The organism is Gemmobacter aquarius (genome assembly GCF_003060865.1).
GTDB classification, from domain to species: domain Bacteria; phylum Pseudomonadota; class Alphaproteobacteria; order Rhodobacterales; family Rhodobacteraceae; genus Paragemmobacter; species Paragemmobacter aquarius.
The window spans coordinates 2,854,567-2,873,770 of the sequence record NZ_CP028918.1; the positions used below are offsets into that span (position 1 = coordinate 2,854,567).

Consider the following 19,204-nt stretch of genomic DNA (forward strand, 5'->3'; position numbering starts at 1 on the left):
GTAGGGTGGGTGCTTTGCACCCACCGCAGGGGGCGGGACGCCCGAAGGTGAAGCGATGAAGCCGATACAGTTGATCTCTCCGGTGGATGGTTCGGTCTATGCCGAGCGGACGCCGCTATCGCATGACGCGGCGGTTGCTGCCGTTGCCCGCGCCAAGGCGGCGCAAAAGGCCTGGGCGGCGCGGCCCTTGACCGAGCGTGTGGCGCTGGTGCAGGCGGGGGTTGCCAAGCTGAACGGGATGTCGGCGGTGATCGTCGAGGAGCTGGCGTGGCAGATGGGCCGCCCCACCCGTTTCGGCGGGGAATTCGGCGGGGTGAATGCGCGGACCGACTATATGGCGGGGATCGCGGCCGAGACGCTGGCGCCGAAGATGGTCGAGGACAGCGACACGTTCCGTCGCTACCTCGCGCGTGAGGCGCTTGGGGTCGTGTTCATCGTGGCGCCGTGGAATTACCCGTACCTGACCACCATCAACACGCTGGTGCCTGCGCTGATCGCGGGCAACTCGGTCGTGCTGAAGGCATCGAGCCAGACGTTGCTGGTGGGCGAGCGGATGGCGGAAGCCTTCCATGCGGCGGGCGTGCCTGCGGATGTGTTCCAGAACGTGGTGCTGGACCATGCGACGACGGAGGCCCTGATCGGGGCGCGGGCCTTTGGATTCGTGAACTTCACCGGATCGGTCGGCGGCGGCGTGGCGATGGAGAAGGCGGCTGCGGGGACGTTTACCCCGCTTGGGCTGGAATTGGGCGGCAAGGATCCGGGCTATGTGCGGGCGGATGCCAATCTGGATGCGGCGGTCGATACGCTGATGGACGGGGCGATGTTCAACTCGGGGCAGTGCTGCTGCGGGATCGAGCGGATCTACGTGCATGAAAGCCTGTATGACGCTTTCGTCGAAAAGGCGGTGGCTTGGGTCAACGCGCTGAAACTGGGCAATCCGTTCGATGCGGCCACGACGCTGGGGCCGATGGCGAACAAACGGTTCGCCGCCGTGGTGCGCGGGCAGGTGGCCGAGGCGATTGCGGCAGGGGCGATGCCGCTGATCGATCCGGCGAATTTCCCTGCCGATGACGGCGGGGCTTACCTTGCGCCGCAGGTGCTGGTGAATGTCGACCATTCCATGCGGGTGATGACCGAAGAGAGCTTTGGCCCCGTGGTCGGGATCATGAAGGTCAAGGACGATGCCGAAGCCATCGCGCTGATGAACGACAGCCCTTACGGGTTGACGGCAAGCGTCTGGACGGAAGATTACGACACCGCAGCCGCCATCGGGGCGCAGATCGAGACGGGCACCGTTTTCATGAACCGCGCCGATTACCTCGACCCCGCCTTGTGCTGGACGGGGTGCAAGGACACGGGGCGCGGCGGGTCGCTTTCCTATCTCGGGTTCCATTCGGTGACCCGACCGAAATCCTATCATTTCAAAAAGGTGTGACATGAGCCACAACGTTCCCAATCGCAACTGGTCCTATCCGACCGCGATCAAGTTCGGCGTGGGCCGGATTTCCGAACTGGCCGAGCATTGCGCGGCGGCAGGGGTGAAAAAGCCCCTGCTGGTGACCGACAAGGCGCTGGCGAGCCTGCCGATCACGGCGGCGGCGCTGGACGGGCTGGCGGCGGCGGGGCTGGGCAGGTCGGTGTTTTCCGAGGTCGACCCGAACCCGAACGAGGGCAACATGGCAGCGGGGATCGCTGTCTATCTGGCCGGTGGCCATGACGGGGTGATCTGCTTCGGTGGCGGATCGGCCTTGGACCTTGGCAAGATGATCGCGCTGATGGCGCATCAGCGGGCCGACCTGTCGGTCTGGGATCTGGAGGATATCGACGACTGGTTCACCCGTGCGGATGCGGGCAAGATCGCGCCGATCATCGCGGTGCCGACCACGGCGGGGACCGGTTCGGAAGTGGGCCGCGCGGGCGTGCTGACCAATTCGGTGACGCATAAGAAGAAGATCATCTTCCATCCCAAGCTGATGCCGGTGGTGACGATCTGTGACCCTGCCTTGACGGTGGGGATGCCCAAGTTCATCACCGCAGGCACGGGCATGGACGCGCTGGCGCATTGTCTGGAAGCCTATTGCAGCCCGTTCTACCATCCGATGTCGCAGGGTATCGCGCTGGAGGGGATGCGGCTTGTGTTCGAGAACCTGCCCACGGCTTACGGCGACCCGACCAACCTCGAGGCCCGCGCCCATATGATGAGCGCGGCGGCGATGGGGGCCGTGGCCTTCCAGAAGGGGCTCGGGGCGATCCATGCGCTGAGCCATCCGATCGGGGCGGTCTACAACACCCATCACGGCACGACAAATGCGGTGGTGATGCCCATGGTGCTCGACTTCAACCGCCCCGCCATCGAGGCGCGGCTGGAGAAGGCTGCGGCCTATATCGGCATTGCGGGCGGGTTTGACGGGTTCCGGCAGGCGGTGATGAACCTGCGGACGGTGCTGGGGATTCCGGCGAACCTGACCGCGATGGGGGTCGAGGCCGCGCGGCTGGACGCGTTGACCGAAATGGCGCTGGAAGACCCGTCTTGCGGCGGCAATCCGGTGGAATTGACGCGCGCCAATACACGGGCGCTGTTTGACGCCTGCATGTGAGTGCTGAGGGCGGGGGGACGGCCGTCCCCCCGCACCCCCCATAACCGATGAAGGCCCCGTTCCATGACCGAGCGCAGCGAAATCGCCGTGATCGGCGCAGGCGTGATAGGCCTTGCCGTGGCCGAGCGGCTGCTGGCCGAGGGGCGCGAGGTCACGCTGGTCGATCCGGGCGAGCCGGGGGCGGGGGCGTCTTACGGGAACGCCGGCACAATTGCAGATTACGCGGTGATGCCGGTGGGCAGCCCCGATGTGCTGCGGAACCTGCCTTCGTTGTTGTTCGACAAGATGTCGCCGCTGTCGATCCGGCGCGCGGCGATTGCGTCGCTGATGCCTTGGCTGATGCGCTTTGCCGCGCAATCGCTGCCCGGACCGACCGCGCGGAACGCTGCGGCGATTGCGCGGCTGCTGGCCGATGCCTGCCCGTCATGGCTGGATTTGGCCGACCGGATCGGCGGCGACGGCATCATGCAAAAACGCGGCTGTCTTTACGTCTACGAGACGAAGGCCGCCTTTCGCGCTGCCGAGGCCGATATGGCGTTTCGGCGGACACTCGGGATTACGGTCGATCTGGTCGGCCCTGCGGTGCTGCGCCAGATGGAACCGGGGTTGCCCGAGGTCGAGGGCGGGGCTGCGTTCTTTCCCAAGGCAGTGTTCCTGAACGATCCGGGCGCGATGATGCGGCTGCTGGCGGCCCATGTCGGAAGCGGGGCGCGGGTCATTCGCGCAAGGGCGGAACGGCTGGAGCGGCGGGTGGACGGGATCGTGGTCAGTGGACCGGGGTTTGCGCTGCATGCGCGCAAGGTGGTGCTGGCGGCGGGGGCCCATTCGCGGGCGCTGGCGGCGCAGGCGGGCGACCGCGTGCCGCTCGATACCGAACGGGGTTATCATGTCGAATGGGACATGGAGGCACCGCGTCTCATGCGGCCCGCCTGCCCCACGGCGCGGGGCTTTTATCTGTGCCCGATGCAAGGGCGCTTGCGGGTGGCGGGGACGGTGGAACTGGGCGGGCTGAGAGCGCCTCCCTCGCCTCATCGCATCGCGAAACTGGTCGAGGGCGCGCGGGCGATCTTTCCCGACCTGCCCGAACCGAGCCGCGAATGGATGGGGTTTCGCCCGTCGGTCCCCGACTCGGTGCCGGTGATCGGGCCGTCGTCGCGGGGCGATGACGTGATCCACGCTTACGGCCACGGCCATATCGGCCTGACGCTGGCCCCGATCACGGCGCGGATCGTGGCCGATCTGGTAGCGGGTCGCGCGCCCGAGCTTGACCTTTCATCCTATCTTCCAACCCGTTTCTGAACGGAGCCGCTGGCGCGGCACGCGGTCAGCGCCTTGCGGCGCGGGTTCAGGGGGCGCGAGCGCCCCCTCTTGGCCGTGCCGGCCAATTCACCCCAGAGGATATTTGAGGACAGAAAATGAACTGTATCGGCATTTTCTGTCCTTAAATATCCTGCAGGGGGAAGGCTCGCTTGCGAGCCGTGGGGGCGGCATACGCCCCCTTGCTGCGGCGGGGCTTGACCATGCCTTGCCGGATGGGCGAATTGGGCTTGGCATGAAGGGGACGGGCATGGGACAGCGGGCATTGGTGACGGGGTCGGCCGGGTTCATCGGGTATCACCTGACGGCGCGGTTGTTGGCCGAGGGGTGGAGTGTCACCGGCCTCGATGCGATGACCGACTATTATGACGTAAGCCTGAAGCAACGGCGGCACGGGATGCTGGCCCAGCAGCCGGGGTTCCGCCCGGTCGAAGGGCGGGTCGAGACGGCTGGGCTGGTGCGCGAACTGGCCGAGGGGGTGGATGTGATCGTCCACCTTGCGGCGCAGGCGGGGGTGCGCCATTCCATCGACGCGCCGCGGTCTTACGTCGAGGCGAACCTGATCGGCACCTTCGAGGTGCTCGAGGCGGCGCGGGCGGTGCAGCCTGCGCATCTGTTGATGGCCTCGACCTCATCTGTCTACGGGGCCAATACCGAGATGCCCTATGCCGAGGTGCACAAGGCCGACAGCCCCATGTCGTTCTATGCCGCCACCAAGAAGGCGACCGAGGCGATGGGCCATTCCTATGCACATCTTTACGCTATTCCCACGACCATGTTCCGCTTCTTTACGGTCTATGGTCCCTGGGGGCGGCCCGACATGGCACTGTTCAAATTCGTCCGCGCCATCCTCGCGGGGGAACCGATCGACATTTACAACCATGGCGACATGCGGCGGGATTTTACCTATGTCGACGATCTGGTCGAAGGGATCGTGCGGCTGATTGGCGTGCCGCCGGGCGGGGAAGCGGTGGGCGGGATGGACAGTCTGTCCGCCGTCGCGCCGTTTCGCGTGGTCAATATCGGCAATGGCGCGCCGGTCGGGTTGATGGAGTTCGTTAGCGCGATCGAGGCTGCACTGGGGCAGAGCGCCGAAAAGCGGTTCCTGCCGATGCAGGCGGGCGACGTGCCCGCCACATGGGCCGATGCGGCGCTGATCGAGGCGCTGACCGGCACCCTGCCCCGCACCGGCATAGCCGAGGGGGTGGGGCGTTTCGTTGCATGGTACCGCGACTATTACCGGGTCTAGGCCAGCGGTCCCTTGGTCACATAGTCTTGATAATCCTGCTTGGGGTCGGCCCCGAGCAGCATCTTGAGGCCCGCGACGAGGCTTGATCCGTTGAGCCACATCTCGGCCTGTGACGGGTCGAAGCGGAGCAGGAGGAGCGTTGGGTCGTCCTGCCCTTGGGGATACCATGCGGCGACGAAGGGATTCCAGAGTTTTGCCACCCTCGCGCGGTCGGTATCGGGCGAAAGCAGGCCATGGACGGTGGCAAACACATCGTGGCCTTTGGAAGCGAAGGTGAAGAAGGCTTGGCTGGTGGTTTGCACCGCTTCGCCAAGTTCGGTTTCCTTGGAGGTGAATATCCACAAGGGGCCGTGATCGGCGTCCCCCTCGGTCATCACGGTCATCGGGCGCGGCGCGGCTTCGCCGCCTTGCAGGCCCAGCATGACAGTCCGGTCGGAATGGAGGGCGCGCCAGAAGCGGGCGCGGATATCGGCATCGTCGGTCATGGAATTTCCCTTTCCCTGTGTCGGAAAGGGAACGCATCCGAGGCCGTGACCGTTCCCCTGCGCTGCGCGTTGGCGGGTCTGGTGCTTCGCGTCGCAGGCCGGCGCGCGGGTCAGAGCATACCCGGCACGACCTGATCGGGCGGGCGGTGGCCATCGGCGAAGGTCTTGATGTTGATGATGACTTTTTCGCCCATCTCGATCCGGCCTTCGCGGGTCGCCGATCCCATATGCGGCAAGAGGACCACGTTGGGGAGTTCGCGCAGGCGGGGGTTGATCTCGGCCCCGCGTTCGTAGACGTCGAGACCCGCGCCCGCCAATTCACCCGCGCGCAGCATGCGGGTCAGGGCGTTTTCGTCGATCACCTCGCCGCGCGACGTGTTCACGATCACGGCGGTGGGTTTCATCAGTTTCAGGCGCCGCGCGTTCATCAGGTGGAAGGTCGAGGGCGTATGCGGACAGTTAACGCTTATCACATCCATCCGGCTGACCATCTGGTCGAGGCTTTCCCAATAGGTCGCTTCGAGTTCGGCTTCCACCTCGGGGCGGACGCGGCGGCGGTTGTGGTAATGGACCTGCATCCCGAAGGCGCGGGCGCGGCGGGCCACGGCCTGACCGATGCGCCCCATGCCGAGGATGCCGAGGCGTTTGCCGCCGATCCGGCCACCCAGCAAGGACAGGGGCGACCAGCCGTGCCAGTCGCCCGATTGCATCAGCGCGAGCCCTTCGGGGATGCGGCGGGTGACGGCAAGCACAAGCGCCATGGCCATGTCGGCGGTGTCTTCGGTCAGCACGCCGGGAGTGTTCGACACAAGGATGCCGCGCGACCGCGCCGTGCCCACGTCGATATGGTCGACGCCCGCGCCGTAATTGGCGATCAGCTTCAGCCGGTCGCCCGCCTGCGCCAGAAGGCCTGCGTCTATCGCGTCGGTGATCGTGGGCACAAGAACATCGGCGCGGCGCAGGGCGCTGGCCAGTTCGTCGCGGGTCATGGGCGCGTCTGTGTCGCGCAGTTCTACGTCGAAAAGTTCGGTCATGCGGGTTTCGACCGCTTCTGGCAACCGTCGCGTCACGACAACACTCAGCCGGGTTGCGGGCATGAGGTTCCTCCCTTGCACTTCCAAATCCGCATCATGGGTGGCAAAGTGGCGGGAAGCGGGGAAAGGCACAAGACCCTGCTGGGACGGGGCGCCGGAAAGAGCGCCGTGGAACGGGCAACAAGGCAGAGCGAAGGGCCGGGCGACCGGTGTCTTTTCGCGAGATGGACACAGGCGGACGCAATGGGAATTGGCAAGCGGGCGGTGATCGGCTTTTGCATGATCGTCTTGGCCGGGGTCGTGGGGGCCGGGGTCGTGGCGGCCGAGGAGCTTGGGGCAAAGCGCCCCGCACCGCGCCCCGAGACGCTGGCGGCCCCCTTCATCGACGGGGCGGAGGCGGCCGGGGTCAAGGAAGCGCCGGCGCTTGCCGCGCCGCAGGTCCAGCCTGCGATTGCCAAGCCGCGGGTGCCGCCGCGTGATCCGACGCGGGGGTCGGTGACGAACCTGCCCTTGCCGCGCTTTGTCAGCCTGAAGGGCAACGAGGGAAATGCGCGGCGTGGACCGGGGTTGACGCACCGTATCGACTGGGTGTTCACCCGCTCGGGCATGCCGCTGCGGATCACGGCGGAATACGAGCATTGGCGCCGGATCGAGGATGCCGATGGTGCGGGCGGCTGGGTGCATTACGCGCTGCTTTCGGGCGTGCGCTCGGCGCTGGTGACTGCCGATGTCGCCGATTTCCGCGATGCGCCACGCGATGACGCCGAGGTTTCGTTTCAGGCCGAGCGCAATGTCGTGGGATGGATACAGGAATGTGTGCCGGACTGGTGCCGCCTGTCGGTCGATGGTGAAAAGGGCTGGGTGCGGACGTCGGCGCTTTGGGGTGTCGATCCGGGTGAGGTGATCGAATAGCAGCCGCAAGGCAGGGATAGACCGGATTTCCGGTTTTGACGCCACCTTTTGCGTGACTGTTATTGTTCAAACGTATAATTCATATGGTGCCCTGTTGTTGCGGATTGCCTGCCCATGACCGTCGCCCCGACCAATACACGCCGACCCTACCGCCGCGAGGGCGAGGAGAAGCGGCGTGACGATCTGATCGCCGCGGCGATCCAGCTTGTGGCCGAGGGCGGCGCCGCTGCGGCGACCGTTCGCGCGATTGCCGAACGGGCGGGGGTCACGCCCGGATTGATCCGGCATTACTTCGCCTCGAAGGAAGAGCTGACCCAGACCGCCTATCGCAGCGTTATGGAGGGGATGACGCAAAGCGCCGTGCAATCGCTGGCCGATGCGGCGGTGGATGACCCCTTGGCGCGGCTTGCGGTTTTCGTGGCGTCGAATTTCCAGCCTGCGATCCTCGACCCTGTCGTGCTGGCGGTCTGGGCGGCCTATCTGCACCGGTCGCGCACCGATCCGGCGATGATGTCGGTGCATGAGGCGGCCTATCTGGGCTTCCGCACGCAGTTGCAGGGGCTGATCGCCGCCCTGCCCGGACGCAAGCAAAACCCGGCGCGGGACCGGCGCGATGCCATCGCCTGCAACGCCGTGATCGACGGGCTGTGGATCGAGGGGGCGGCGCTGCCCGATGCCTTTACAAGGGGCGAGCTGGTGCGGATCGCGCTGGATGCGACCGGCGCGATACTGGGTGTGACCCTGCCCGTTCCCGATGCCCATTCCGAATGACCGAACCGAAGGAAAGACCGATGCGTTTCGCCCCCGTGACCGACCGCCTTGCCGGACTTGGCAGCGAGAAGTGGGATATCCATATCCGCGCCCGCAAGATGAAGGCGGCGGGCGAGGCGGTGATCGAGCTGACCATCGGCGAGCCGGATGTGGCGACCCCGCCCGCGCTGCTGGCGGCTGCGGCGGCCGCGATGCAGGCGGGGCGGATGGGCTATTCCAACGGGCGGGGCGAGCCTGCGCTGCTGCGGGCACTGGCCGCACGCTACACGGCGCGGCGCGGGCGGGTGATCGGGACGGATCAGGTGATGTGCTTTCCGGGCACCCAGACCACGCTTTACGCGGTGTTGCAGGCGATGGTGTCGGCGGGCGACGAGGTGCTGGTGGGCGATCCGATGTATGCGACCTATGAGGGGTTGATCCGCGCCACGGGGGCCGCTGTCGTGCCGGTGCCGCTGCGGGCAGAGGCCGGGTTTCGGATGCAGGCCGCCGATGTCGAGGCGCGGATCACTCCGAAAAGTCGCGTGCTGATGCTGAATTCGCCGCACAATCCGACTGGCGCGGTGCTGACACGGGCCGATCTGGTGGCGCTGTGCGAGGTGGCGGCGAAGCATGACCTTTGGGTGCTCTGCGACGAGGTCTATGAGGAGATGTGTTTTGCGGGGGTCGATTTCGCCTCGCCCCTCGATCTTGGCGAGTTTGCCGAGCGGGTGGTCGTCGCATCGTCGATTTCCAAATCGCATGCTGCGCCGGGGTTCCGGTCGGGCTGGTGCGTGGGCTCGCCCGCGTTTTGCGCCCAGTTGCTGCCGCTGGCCGAGACGATGCTGTTCGGCAACCAGCCCTTTATCGCCGATGCGACCGCGCTTGCGGTTTCGGCGCCTTCGCCGGTGGCGGCGGGGATGGTCGAGCGGTTCGCGCGGCGGGCAGAATTGATCGCGGCACGGCTGGACGGGGTGGCGGGCTTGCGGGTGCATCGGCCCAGCGCGGGCATGTTCGCGCTGGTCGATGTGCGCGAAAGCGGGCTTTCGGGCGACGCGTTCGCAGCGGCGCTGCTGGCGGAGGCCAAGGTTGCGGTGATGCCGGGGGAAAGTTTCGGCAGTGCGCTTGCGGGCTGGCTGCGCGTCAGCCTGACGCAACCCGACGAGGTGATCGCCGCCGCCTGCGACCGGATCGCGGGATTTGCCCAAGCGCGAAGGAGTGCGGCATGAGGACCGTCGGACATGCCTTGGTCGAGGGGTTGCGCCTACGCGGGGTCGAGGTCGTCTTCGGGATACCGGGGGTGCATACGATCGAGTTGTATCGCGGGCTTGCGGGGGGCGGCATGCGGCATGTGACGCCGCGCCATGAACAGGGCGCGGGCTTCATGGCCGATGGCTATGCGCGGGTGTCGGGCAAGCCGGGGGTGGCTTTCGTCATCACCGGGCCGGGGCTGACCAACACGATCACGGCCATGGCGCAGGCCAAGGCGGATTCGGTGCCGATGCTGGTGGTGTCGGGGGTGAACCGGCGGGCGTCGCTGGGGCGGGGCTTGGGGCATTTGCACGAATTGCCCGACCAGTCGGCGATGATCGCCAAGCTGTGCCCGACCGAGCGGGTGGAGGACCCCGCGCAACTGTCGGCAGCGCTGGACCGTGCCTTTGCGCGGATGGCAAGCGGGCGGCCCGGCCCCGTGCATATCGAGATTCCGACCGATGTAATGGGGCTGGCCTGCCCCGCGCCCGAGGTGGCTGCTATGGTGCCGCCCCCTGCCCCGCCCGAGGCGGCGCTTGCGGATGCGGTGGCGCGGCTGGACGGGGCTGCGCGTGTGGTCATCCTTGCCGGTGGCGGGGCGCGGGGCTGCGACGCAGGCCTGACCGCGCTGGCCGAACGGCTGGACGCGCCGGTCGTGCTGACAGTAAACGCGCGGGGAATGCTGCATGGGCATGGGCTGGGGGTTCCGGCCTCGCCCTCGCTTGATGCGGTGCGGGCGCTGGTCGCGGGGGCCGATCAGGTGCTGGCTTTGGGCACCGAGCTTGGGCCGACCGATTACGACATGTATATGCGCGGCGGCCTGCCCGACCTGTCGGGGATGATCCGCGTCGATCTTTGCGCCGAGCAGCTGCGGCGGCATCCGGCGGCGGTGGCGGTGCAGACCAGCGTGGCCGGGGCGATTGACGCGCTGTTGCCGCTTGTCACCCCGCGCAAGGGCGACGGGCTGGCGCGGGCCGCGGCGGCGCGGGTCGCGGCGCGGGCGGAACTGGCGGGGCTGCATCCGTCGATGCCGGCGCAACTGGCGATGGTCGAGGCGATCCGCGACGCGGTGCCGGGGGCTATCATCGTGGGCGATTCTACCCAGCCGGTCTATGCGGGAAACCTGTTCTTCGATCCCGACCGCGCGGGCGGCTGGTTCAATGCTGCGACCGGATATGGGGCGCTTGGCTACGGGCTGGGTGCTGCAATCGGTGCTTCTGTCGCAGCCCCCGGTGCGCCGGTCATCTGCCTTGTGGGGGACGGCGGGTTGCAGTTCGACCCCGCCGAGATGCGTGTCGCGGTCGATGAAGGCCTGCCCGTCACCTATGTCGTCTGGAACAACGCAAGCTACCGCGAGATCGCCGAAGCGATGCGCGACGCGCAGACCGAGATCATCGGGTGTTCGCCGTCACCCTTGAAGCTCGAACACCTTGCCGCTGCCTGCGACCTTGGCTTCCAGAGCGTCGCAGAAACGCCCGAGGCACTGACAGCGGCGCTGCGCCAACCCCATGACGGCCCGCGCCTGATCGAAGTGCGCGTTCTGTCCTGATTTCACGCTGGCCCAAATGTCCCAAGGTGGGGGGTGCGGGGGGTGTGAACCCCCCGCTCCGGCATGAGCGGATAAACTGCCCGCTTCCATTTGATCAAATTCCGCGCCATAAGGTTTTTGCTGGAAATGACGGGTGGCGCGGCCATGACAAAGACCATTGCAGGGGTACGGGCTGACCGCCTTGGCGCAATTGCCGAACGCGAGGCGCGGCGTTTCGGGGCCGGGCGCAAGCTGTCGGCCGAGGCGATGGCGGCCGGATCGGGCGCGTTTCTGTACGGCGTGCCGATGCATTGGATGACCGATTGGCCGATGCCGCATCTGCCGGTGGTCGCCAAGGCCCAAGGCGCGCGGCTGACCGATATCGACGGCTACGAGATCGACGATTTCTGTCTGGGCGACACGGGGTCGATGTTCGGCCACTCGCCCGCGCCCGTGGCAAAGGCGATCCGTCATCAGGCGCGGCGCGGGCTGACCTATATGCTGCCGACGACCGATGCGCTGGAAGCGGGGCATCTGCTGACCGAACGCTTCGGTGATTTCCGCTGGCAGATTGCTACCACCGCGACCGATGCCAACCGCTTTGCGTTGCGGGTGGCGCGGGCGGTGACGGGGCGGCCCAAGGTGCTGGTGTTCAACGGCTGCTATCATGGCACGCTGGACGACACGATGGTGGAATTGTCGGGCGGGCACACTGTCAACCGCGTGGGGCTGGTCGGGCAGGTGCAAGACCTGACGCTTGGCGCGGTGGCGGTGGAATTCAACGATCTGGCGGCGGTCGAGGCGGCACTGGCCACGGGCGAGGTCGCGGCGGTGCTGACCGAGCCTGTGATGACCAATTGCTGCATGGTGCTGCCCGAGGCGGGCTTTCTGCAAGGGTTGCGCGACCTGACGCGGCGCTACGGCAGCCTGCTGATCATCGACGAGACGCATACGCTTTCGACCGGACTTGGCGGTTATACCGGCGTGCATGGGTTGCAGCCCGACATCTTTGTCGTGGGCAAATGCGTGGCTGGGGGCATGCCCACTGCCGTCTGGGGGCTTTCGCCCGATGTTGCTGCGCGGTTCAGGGCCTATGACGATGCCCGCCCCGCAGGCCATTCGGGCATGGGGACCACGCTTTCGGGCAATCCGGTGCAGTTCGCCTGCCTGCGGGCCACGTTGGCCGAGGTGATGACGCCCGCCAATTACGCCAAGATGGACAAGGGCGCTGCGCGGCTGGCCGCGGGCCTTTCTGCGGCGATCGAACGGCACAAGGCGCCGTGGCATGTGGTGCGGGTCGGGGCGCGGGTCGAGTTCATTTGCGCCAAGGGGCCGCTCAGGAACGGAACCGAGGCGGGGGCCGCGCATCAGCCTGCGCTGGAGGCCGCGATCCATACCGCGCTGTTGAACCGTGGCTGTCTGATCGCGCCGTTCCATAACATGATGCTGGTCAGCCCTGCCACCACGAAACGGCAGATCGACCGGCTGATCGCCGCTTTTGACGAAATCCTGACCGACCTCTTCGAGTGATCCCATGACTGATACACAAAGCCCTTCGGGCAGCACACTGGCCGAGGCCGAGGCCTTTCTGGCCGCCCATCCGGAAATCGAGGCCTTCGACATCGTATTGCACGATGCCAACGGGATCGGGCGGGGCAAGATCATCCGCCGCCACGAATTGACCGCGCTTTACAAAGGCGGGCGGCATCTGCCGATCTCGATCCTTGGCTTGGATATCTGCGGCGAGGATGTGCACGAGACCGGGCTGATCTGGGATCAGGGCGACGGCGATCTGCGGGCATGGCCCATTCCGGGAACACTGGTGCCGCTGCATGGCACCAACCCGCCGCGGGGCGAGCTGTTCATGTCGATGTATGATCTGGACGGGGCCAAGATGGGATCAGACCCGCGCCATGCGCTTCAGGCACAGGTCGATGCGCTGGCGGCGGAAGGGCTTTACCCTTCTGGCGCATTCGAGCTGGAGTTCTTCCTGCTCCACAACCAGCGCGGGCCGGATGGCAAGGTGCAGCCTGCCCGCGATGTGCTGGACGGGCGCGCAAGCTTCAAGACCGAGGTTTACAGCGTCGACCACCTGCACGGGATGCTGCCGCTGTTTTCCGACATCTACGCGGGCGCGGCCAAGGCCGGGATCAAGGCCGAGACCATGATCTCGGAATATGCGCCGGGGCAGTATGAGCTGACGCTGCATTACCGGACGGATGTGATGCAGGCGGCGGATGATCTGATGCGCCTGAAGCGGATCGTGCGGGCACAGGCGCGGGCGCATGGGGTGACGGCCTGCTTCATGGCCAAGCCGGTCGAGAAATATGCCGGATCGGGGATGCATTTCCACGTCAGCCTTATGGATGCGGGCGGCAAGAATGTCTTTGTCGAGGCGGTCGAGGGCCAATGGTCCGAAACGATCCTGCACGCTTTGGGCGGGATGCGGGCGACGATGGGCGAATCGATGCTGGTCTTTGCGCCGCATGCGAATTCGTGGCGGCGCTTTGCGTCGCAAAGCTATGCGCCGGTCAGCCCGACTTGGGGGGTGAACAACCGCTCGGTCGCCTTGCGGATTCCGGCGGGCGACATCAAGGCGCGGCGGATCGAGCATCGGCCCGCGGGGGTGGATGCGAACCCCTATCTGGTGGCGGCGACGGTGCTGGCCGGGCTGCGGCACGGCATGGCGAACCGGATCGATCCGGGGCCGGAAACCACCGGAAACGGCTATGCCGACGCACAGGATGCGCCACCCATTCCGGTCGACTGGCGGTCGGCCATTACGGCGGCGGAAGGATCGGCCTTTCTGAAACAAGCGCTAGGGTCCGAGATGCACCGTACCTTTACCGCGATCAAGGCGGCGGAATACGCGCGCGTGGCCCGCACGGTCAGCGAGGTCGATTTCGACCTGTATCTGCACACGGTCTGAGACAGGCGCGACGGCGCAGGCGGGGCGGGATTTTTCGCAGAAAAATCGCGGCGGGTCAGGGGGTTCTGGCCTAGCTCATGCCTGCGTCGCGGGCGATCATCGCTGCATGAGTGCGGTTCTTGGCGCCGAGTTTGCGCGACAGGGTCTTGACGTGCAGCTTGACCGTCACCTCTTGCAGGTCGAGGTCGCGGGCGATTTCCTTGTTCGACTTGCCCTCGCAGATGCCCCGAAGCACGTCGACCTCGCGTTTGGTGAGGGCCGCCAACACCTCGGCAACGGGGGTGTCTTGCATCAGCAGCGACAGGGGGGCGAAAACCTCGCCCGAGGCCATGGCCTGGATGGCCGCGACCATCGCACGCGAGGCAAGCGTTTTGGGCACGAAGCCTGCCGCTCCGGCCGCGAGGGCGGCTTCGGCCAGTTCGCGGTTGGTGGTGCCCGAAATGATGGCGACGGGCGTCTTCTTTGCCGCGACGCGAACCACTTCCTTTGCTTTCAAAAGTCCTTCGAGGCCGTTCATGCCGGGCATCTGGTAGTCGAGCAACACCATGTCGAAGCGGGTCTGGCCCGCCAGTTCTAAAAGTGCGGCCGGCAAGTCGCCGACCGTGCGAACCTCGGCGAAGCCTTCGGCAAGAAGGAAAGCCGCAAGTGTTTCGCGCACGAGATCGTGATCGTCTGCAAGAAGGATTCGCATCGATTGTGGTCTATCGTCACCCGGAAACACGCTGCCATCCCATACTATTGGTACCATCATTCGATGCAGAACAAGATGGAACGCAAGCCTCTTGTGCATTAGGTTTGCAGAAAGATCCGAAATCCGGTGCGGGACGTGGTGAAATGACGTTTGGCGGACGCCCGCCTGTGGCTGAATGGTTCAAGACGCTGCGTTTTGCAGGGGCACTGGTCTTAGTCGGTATCTGTGTCGTGGCGATCGTCACGCTGGCGCTGGACGTCAAGACGCGGCTCAAGGCGCTGGAAGCGGCGAATTCCGACAATACGCAATGGGTGATGATGCAGACCGAGGTCGAGGTGCTGCGGTTGCAGGCCGCAGCCCTGACCGTGCTTGCCGAGGATCGCCCCGCAGACCCGGCCGCCCAGCTTGACGAGGTGCGGCGCTGGTTCAACGTGTTTTACAGCCGTGTGTCGATGCTGGAGCAAAGCCCGGTCTATGCGCCGCTTCTGGGAAAGGAAGGGTATGCTGCGGATTACAGCATGCTGCGGCAGTTCCTCGACATGGAAGTCGCAGTGATCGACGGGTCGGATGTGAAGCTGCGCGAGGAAATCCCCGCGCTGGCGCAACGCCTGCCCGACGTCAGGGCGGCGGCGCGCAGCCTGACCTTGCGTGCGCTGACCGATTTTGCATCGCTTTCGGATGTGCAGCGGATGTCGATGTCGGACACGCTGCTGCGGCTGGCGATCCTGACGGTTGGCCTGATCCTGATGCTGACCGCGCTGGCGCTTGTGATGGCGCGGCTTTACCGCGTGTCTGAAACCCGGGCCGAAGAGGTGCGCCAGACGAGCGCCCGGCTTGCGACGATCATCGCAAATTCGGCTGACGGGATCGTGGTGACGGATCCGTCGGGCAAGATCCTCGAATTCAACCCCGCCGCTCAGATCATCTTTGGCCATCGGCGCGAGGCGGTGCTTGGCAAGACCGGAACCGATCTGCTGTTTGCCGACGGAGCCGAAGGCGGCCAAGGCCGGGCCCTGCGCGATGCGATGGCGGGCATGACCGACGGTCGCGAGCCTTTGAGGATGGAGATCGATGCGCGACGCAGCGACGGCACCGATTTTCCGGCGGAAATCTCGATTGCCCTGTCGCGTCCGGCGGGGGCAGCCTTATCGTGGCTTTCGTGCGCGACATCTCGGAACGGCGCAAGGCGCAGCGCGACCTGACCGATGCGCTTGAGCGCGCGCTTGCAGGCGAAAAGACCAAGGCCGAGTTCCTTGCCGTGATGAGCCACGAGATGCGGACACCGCTGAACGGGCTGATCGGGTCGATGGACCTGATGGGACAGACAGCGCTGGATGCCGGACAACGCGAGTTGTTGGGGATCATGGAAACCTCGGGCGATATTCTGCTCGGGCATGTGAATTCGGTGCTTGATATCAGCAAGGCCGAGGCAGGGGCGATGCAGATCGTCGAGGCGCGGTTCGATCTGGACCGCTTGGTCGAGGATACGGTGGCGAACCAGAGCGGACTTGCCGCGATGCGGGGCACGAAACTGTCGGTCGTGCAGTTGAGCGGGCCGCTTGGCGAGGTGACGGGCGATGCGGGGCGCATCCGGCAGATCTTGCTGAACCTGATCGGCAATGCGGTGAAGTTCACTGACAACGGCACGGTCACGGTCGAGACGGAATGTCTGGTCGACGGCGCAAGACAGCCCCGGCGCAAGATGTTCGAATTCCGGGTGATCGACAGCGGGATCGGGATATCGGAAGACGATCTTGCGCGGATTTTTCAGGATTTCGTGACAGTCGATGCCAGCTACGGGCGCAAACAGGGCGGGACCGGACTTGGCCTTGGCATCGCCCGCCGTCTGGCGGATGCTATGGGCGGCGAGATCGGGGCCGAAAGCGTGGATGGTGAAGGCAGCCTGTTCTGGCTGCGCCTGCCGCTTGGCGTCGAGACCGAGGGGAGCGAGGTGGCGCGCACGCCGAAGCCGGCCCCGTCTGCGGAGAGATCAGCCGAACCGGCCGTTGATGTGCCGGTGGCCAGACCGCTCGACGTGCTGGTGGTCGAGGATAACGAGATCAACCGTTTCCTGCTGCGGCGCTATCTGGAAGCGGCGGGGCACAGCGTCACCGAGGCGGTCGATGGTCTGGACGGTGTGGAACAGGCGGTGGGGCGGCGTTTCGATGCAATCTTGATGGATGTGTCGATGCCACGGATGGACGGGGTTACGGCGACCGAGCGCATCCGCGCATCAGGCGGGCTGTCGGCGCAGACGCGCATCCTTGCCCTGACTGCCCACGCCATGCCCGAGGAGGAGTCGCGCTTCCGCTCGGTCGGGATGGAGACGGGTTTGACCAAGCCGGTCAGTCGCATCGAATTGCTGCGCCGTCTTGCCGGGGGGGCGGCGTCCGGCGCGGTGGAGGACGAGGATGCGACAGAGGCCGATGTGCTGGACCTCTCCGCCCTGAACGAGTTGGTAGAGCAGATCGGGCAGGAAATGGCGGTGATGCTGATCCAGCGGTTGGTCGAAGAGGCCGAAGTGACGGTGGGGCGGATCGGCGACTTGAGCGGTTTGGTGCATGATGACGAGGTGGCGCGGCTATCGCATCAGCTTGCCGGAACCTGCGGCACCTTCGGGACGGCGCGGCTGCGCTTCGTGCTGTCGGCGGTGGAGAGCGCGGCAAAGGTCGGGTCGCGCGACGATCTGGACCGCGAGCGCGCCAACCTGCCCGCCATATGGCGGGCAACGCGGGCGGCGCTGGAGGATCAGCTTTCGGTGCTGGAAAGCGTGGCCTGACGGGCCGACTGCAGCGCGGCAGCGATCAGGGCCGGAACACGGGGATCAAGGCCCACGGGTTCGAGCAGCGTTCCCTTGAGACCGGCTTGCTCGAGCGCCTCGGGTAAATCATCGATGACATGCCCGCCTTTGGCGGCAAAGAAGGGCAGGACGAGCGAGCCTGCGGGAAAGCCGGCGGCGGCTTCGACGATGCGCGGGGTCTGGTCGATGAAGGCGGCCTCGACCCGCGCAAAGCCTGTGTCACGCTTCAGCCGGTCGGCCATGGCATTGGCCACCCGCGCCGGGGCCGGGCTGCGGAACGAGCCATGTGCGGCCAGAAGAAGGGCCGTATCTGCCGGGGCAAGCCCGCGCGCGGCGGCGGCTTCGGACGCGAGGGTGACGGTAAGGCGTTGCAGGCCTTCGTCGATGCCGAAAGGGTCGAGCACCTGCCAGCCTGTGCCACCCGCCTCGGCCAGCCGTTTGGGCAGGTGGTCGCGGGTGAACCAGCCATCGGCCATGAACATCGGATATGCGAAGCCCTGCGGTCCGGCCTTGGCGATCTGGTCGGCCAGCGCATCGGGCGTGGCGAGCGTTGCCGAGGCAACGTGCCAGTCGGGCATCAGCGCCTGCACGCGGGCGGCGAGGGCGGCGAGTTCGGCCTCGGCCGGGGCCGGGTCGGAGGGTTGGCCGTGCGAGATGATGAGGGCTGCGGGCATGGTCGCTCCTTTCGCCTGCGATGTAACCGTGGAACGGGGCGCGTCAAGCGTGGGGAGAGGAGAGACCGGGCAGGACGGCATCGGTGACGGTGGCGCGGCAATGGTCGACGAAGGCCGCGACCGTGCGGCGCGGCGGGGTCTGGGCGGGCAGGATCAGGCCCATACACATCGGGGCACGCGTGGTTTCCAGCGGCACGAAGACCAGTTTGGCACCATCGGGCGCTCGGTCGGACCCGAGGCGGATGTTGGCGATGGAATAGCCGAACCCGTTGGCGACCATCGCCCGCATCACGCCCATGTCGCGGGTCCGTTCGGCGATGCGGGGTTTTGCGCGGGTGAAGAAGGACAGGAAATAATCGGTGCTATAGGGCAGATCGAGCAGCACCATCGGATGGGGTGCGAGGTCGTCGGGGGTGACGGTCTTGCGCGTGGCGAGGGGATGGTCCTCGGCCAGCAGGGCATAGGGCGGCAGCGACAGGAGCGGCTGGAAGGCGAGGTCGGGCGGCACCTGCATGTCGTAGCTGAGGGCTGCATCGATGCGGCCATGGCGCAGCGCGTCGATCAGGGCGGCGTGGTCGTGCTCGGATTGCCGGAATTCGACCTGCGGGTGGGCATCGGCGAAACTGCGGCGCAGGCGGGGGAGAAGGACGTGCGCGAAGGTCAGCAGACAGCCGACCGAGACGCTGCCCGACACGGTTCCGGTCAGTTCCGAGGCGCGGTCGTTCAGGTCGGCGGCGGCTGTCAGGATGGCGCGGGCGGCAGTGACGAACTGGCGGCCGCCTTCGGTGAGCGACAGGCCTTGCGCGTGGCGGCGGATGAAGAGCTGCAGGCCGAATTCGGCTTCGAGCTGCGAGATGGCGGCCGAGATCGAGGGCGAGGAAACGTGGAGCCGTTCGGCGGCCAAGGCGACCGATCCGGCATCGGCGACAGCGATCAGGTATTCGATCTGGCGAAGGGTAAAGCGCAGCGGCATGGCCGAAGGCTAGCGCG

The 19,204-nt window shown here is 66.3% G+C and carries 17 protein-coding genes; 12 read left to right on the forward strand and 5 right to left on the reverse strand.

What is annotated here, in order from left to right; genetic code table 11:
* The first annotated feature begins 55 nt into the window (after nucleotides 1–55).
* The 4 genes from HYN69_RS13770 (at nucleotide 56) to HYN69_RS13785 (ending at nucleotide 5,163) form a co-directional block, all read left to right on the forward strand.
* A complete protein-coding gene (locus HYN69_RS13770; RefSeq protein WP_108436240.1) occupies nucleotides 56–1,435 on the forward strand; it encodes an aldehyde dehydrogenase family protein in 1,380 nt (459 codons plus the stop codon).
* Nucleotide 1,436: 1 nt separating this feature from the next.
* Nucleotides 1,437–2,597, forward strand: a complete 1,161-nt coding sequence (locus HYN69_RS13775; protein WP_108436241.1) for an iron-containing alcohol dehydrogenase — start codon at nucleotides 1,437–1,439, stop codon at nucleotides 2,595–2,597.
* A gap of 63 nt (nucleotides 2,598–2,660) precedes the next feature.
* Nucleotides 2,661–3,896 carry an NAD(P)/FAD-dependent oxidoreductase gene (locus tag HYN69_RS13780; RefSeq protein WP_108436242.1) on the forward strand — a complete coding sequence of 412 codons (1,236 nt, stop codon included), beginning with the start codon at nucleotides 2,661–2,663 and terminating at the stop codon, nucleotides 3,894–3,896.
* A 268-nt stretch (nucleotides 3,897–4,164) separates the two neighbouring features.
* A complete protein-coding gene (locus HYN69_RS13785; RefSeq protein WP_108437219.1) occupies nucleotides 4,165–5,163 on the forward strand; it encodes an NAD-dependent epimerase/dehydratase family protein in 999 nt (332 codons plus the stop codon).
* Here the strand turns inward: HYN69_RS13785 and HYN69_RS13790 are convergent.
* On the reverse strand, nucleotides 5,160–5,648 hold the full coding sequence (locus tag HYN69_RS13790; RefSeq protein ID WP_108436243.1) for a pyridoxamine 5'-phosphate oxidase family protein: 489 nt from the start codon (nucleotides 5,646–5,648) through the stop codon (nucleotides 5,160–5,162). The two genes, HYN69_RS13785 and HYN69_RS13790, sit on opposite strands and share 4 nt — an antisense overlap.
* Nucleotides 5,649–5,758: 110 nt before the next feature.
* Nucleotides 5,759–6,745, reverse strand: coding sequence for a 2-hydroxyacid dehydrogenase (locus HYN69_RS13795; RefSeq protein ID WP_108436244.1), 987 nt, complete (start codon nucleotides 6,743–6,745; stop codon nucleotides 5,759–5,761).
* 180 nt (nucleotides 6,746–6,925) lie between these two features.
* Here HYN69_RS13795 and HYN69_RS13800 point away from each other — a divergent pair, with 180 nt between their 5' ends.
* The 6 genes from HYN69_RS13800 to HYN69_RS13825 all read left to right on the forward strand — a co-directional run bounded on the left by HYN69_RS13800 (nucleotide 6,926) and on the right by HYN69_RS13825 (nucleotide 14,049).
* Nucleotides 6,926–7,594: an SH3 domain-containing protein gene (locus HYN69_RS13800; protein ID WP_230426426.1), complete on the forward strand. Its 669-nt coding sequence runs from the start codon at nucleotides 6,926–6,928 to the stop codon at nucleotides 7,592–7,594.
* A gap of 114 nt (nucleotides 7,595–7,708) precedes the next feature.
* Nucleotides 7,709–8,365: a TetR family transcriptional regulator C-terminal domain-containing protein gene (locus tag HYN69_RS13805; RefSeq protein WP_108436245.1), complete on the forward strand. Its 657-nt coding sequence runs from the start codon at nucleotides 7,709–7,711 to the stop codon at nucleotides 8,363–8,365.
* A gap of 20 nt (nucleotides 8,366–8,385) precedes the next feature.
* Nucleotides 8,386–9,570 carry a pyridoxal phosphate-dependent aminotransferase gene (locus HYN69_RS13810; RefSeq protein WP_108436246.1) on the forward strand — a complete coding sequence of 395 codons (1,185 nt, stop codon included), beginning with the start codon at nucleotides 8,386–8,388 and terminating at the stop codon, nucleotides 9,568–9,570.
* Nucleotides 9,567–11,141, forward strand: coding sequence for a 5-guanidino-2-oxopentanoate decarboxylase (locus HYN69_RS13815; protein ID WP_108436247.1), 1,575 nt, complete (start codon nucleotides 9,567–9,569; stop codon nucleotides 11,139–11,141). The genes HYN69_RS13810 and HYN69_RS13815 overlap by 4 nt, the downstream gene beginning before the upstream one ends.
* A gap of 144 nt (nucleotides 11,142–11,285) precedes the next feature.
* A complete protein-coding gene (locus HYN69_RS13820) occupies nucleotides 11,286–12,650 on the forward strand; it encodes an aspartate aminotransferase family protein (RefSeq protein ID WP_108437221.1) in 1,365 nt (454 codons plus the stop codon).
* 4 nt (nucleotides 12,651–12,654) lie between these two features.
* Complete coding sequence (locus HYN69_RS13825) at nucleotides 12,655–14,049, forward strand: glutamine synthetase family protein (RefSeq protein WP_108436248.1); 1,395 nt, start codon at nucleotides 12,655–12,657, stop codon at nucleotides 14,047–14,049.
* A 70-nt stretch (nucleotides 14,050–14,119) separates the two neighbouring features.
* Here HYN69_RS13825 and HYN69_RS13830 read toward each other — a convergent pair whose 3' ends face one another.
* A complete protein-coding gene (locus HYN69_RS13830) occupies nucleotides 14,120–14,740 on the reverse strand; it encodes a response regulator transcription factor (protein WP_108436249.1) in 621 nt (206 codons plus the stop codon).
* Nucleotides 14,741–14,883: 143 nt separating this feature from the next.
* Here HYN69_RS13830 and HYN69_RS13835 point away from each other — a divergent pair, with 143 nt between their 5' ends.
* Both HYN69_RS13835 and HYN69_RS13840 read left to right on the forward strand, forming a co-directional pair.
* Complete coding sequence (locus HYN69_RS13835; protein WP_108436250.1) at nucleotides 14,884–15,942, forward strand: PAS domain S-box protein; 1,059 nt, start codon at nucleotides 14,884–14,886, stop codon at nucleotides 15,940–15,942.
* Nucleotides 15,891–17,519: an ATP-binding protein gene (locus HYN69_RS13840; protein WP_108436251.1), complete on the forward strand. Its 1,629-nt coding sequence runs from the start codon at nucleotides 15,891–15,893 to the stop codon at nucleotides 17,517–17,519. The genes HYN69_RS13835 and HYN69_RS13840 overlap by 52 nt, the downstream gene beginning before the upstream one ends.
* Here HYN69_RS13840 and HYN69_RS13845 read toward each other — a convergent pair.
* Both HYN69_RS13845 and HYN69_RS13850 read right to left on the reverse strand, forming a co-directional pair.
* Entirely contained in the window at nucleotides 17,489–18,214 is a 726-nt protein-coding gene (locus tag HYN69_RS13845; protein ID WP_108436252.1) for a sirohydrochlorin chelatase, read from the reverse strand. The genes HYN69_RS13840 and HYN69_RS13845 overlap by 31 nt on opposite strands.
* 43 nt (nucleotides 18,215–18,257) lie before the next feature.
* On the reverse strand, nucleotides 18,258–19,187 hold the full coding sequence (locus HYN69_RS13850; protein ID WP_108436253.1) for a LysR substrate-binding domain-containing protein: 930 nt from the start codon (nucleotides 19,185–19,187) through the stop codon (nucleotides 18,258–18,260).
* Nucleotides 19,188–19,204 lie beyond the last annotated feature (17 nt).

Excerpts from the sequence above, each read along its gene's own strand:
- HYN69_RS13825 (WP_108436248.1), top strand. The coding sequence starts at position 12,655 with ATGACTGATACACAAAGCCCTTCGGGCAGCACACTGGCCGAGGCCGAG.
- HYN69_RS13795 (WP_108436244.1), bottom strand. The coding sequence starts at position 6,745 with ATGCCCGCAACCCGGCTGAGTGTTGTCGTGACGCGACGGTTGCCAGAA.
- HYN69_RS13815 (WP_108436247.1), top strand. The coding sequence starts at position 9,567 with ATGAGGACCGTCGGACATGCCTTGGTCGAGGGGTTGCGCCTACGCGGG.
- HYN69_RS13770 (WP_108436240.1), top strand. The coding sequence starts at position 56 with ATGAAGCCGATACAGTTGATCTCTCCGGTGGATGGTTCGGTCTATGCC.
- HYN69_RS13850 (WP_108436253.1), bottom strand. The coding sequence starts at position 19,187 with ATGCCGCTGCGCTTTACCCTTCGCCAGATCGAATACCTGATCGCTGTC.
- HYN69_RS13835 (WP_108436250.1), top strand. The coding sequence starts at position 14,884 with ATGACGTTTGGCGGACGCCCGCCTGTGGCTGAATGGTTCAAGACGCTG.
- HYN69_RS13810 (WP_108436246.1), top strand. The coding sequence starts at position 8,386 with ATGCGTTTCGCCCCCGTGACCGACCGCCTTGCCGGACTTGGCAGCGAG.
- HYN69_RS13780 (WP_108436242.1), top strand. The coding sequence starts at position 2,661 with ATGACCGAGCGCAGCGAAATCGCCGTGATCGGCGCAGGCGTGATAGGC.
- HYN69_RS13785 (WP_108437219.1), top strand. The coding sequence starts at position 4,165 with ATGGGACAGCGGGCATTGGTGACGGGGTCGGCCGGGTTCATCGGGTAT.
- HYN69_RS13805 (WP_108436245.1), top strand. The coding sequence starts at position 7,709 with ATGACCGTCGCCCCGACCAATACACGCCGACCCTACCGCCGCGAGGGC.
- HYN69_RS13820 (WP_108437221.1), top strand. The coding sequence starts at position 11,286 with ATGACAAAGACCATTGCAGGGGTACGGGCTGACCGCCTTGGCGCAATT.
- HYN69_RS13790 (WP_108436243.1), bottom strand. The coding sequence starts at position 5,648 with ATGACCGACGATGCCGATATCCGCGCCCGCTTCTGGCGCGCCCTCCAT.
- HYN69_RS13775 (WP_108436241.1), top strand. The coding sequence starts at position 1,437 with ATGAGCCACAACGTTCCCAATCGCAACTGGTCCTATCCGACCGCGATC.
- HYN69_RS13845 (WP_108436252.1), bottom strand. The coding sequence starts at position 18,214 with ATGCCCGCAGCCCTCATCATCTCGCACGGCCAACCCTCCGACCCGGCC.
- HYN69_RS13830 (WP_108436249.1), bottom strand. The coding sequence starts at position 14,740 with ATGCGAATCCTTCTTGCAGACGATCACGATCTCGTGCGCGAAACACTT.
- HYN69_RS13800 (WP_230426426.1), top strand. The coding sequence starts at position 6,926 with ATGGGAATTGGCAAGCGGGCGGTGATCGGCTTTTGCATGATCGTCTTG.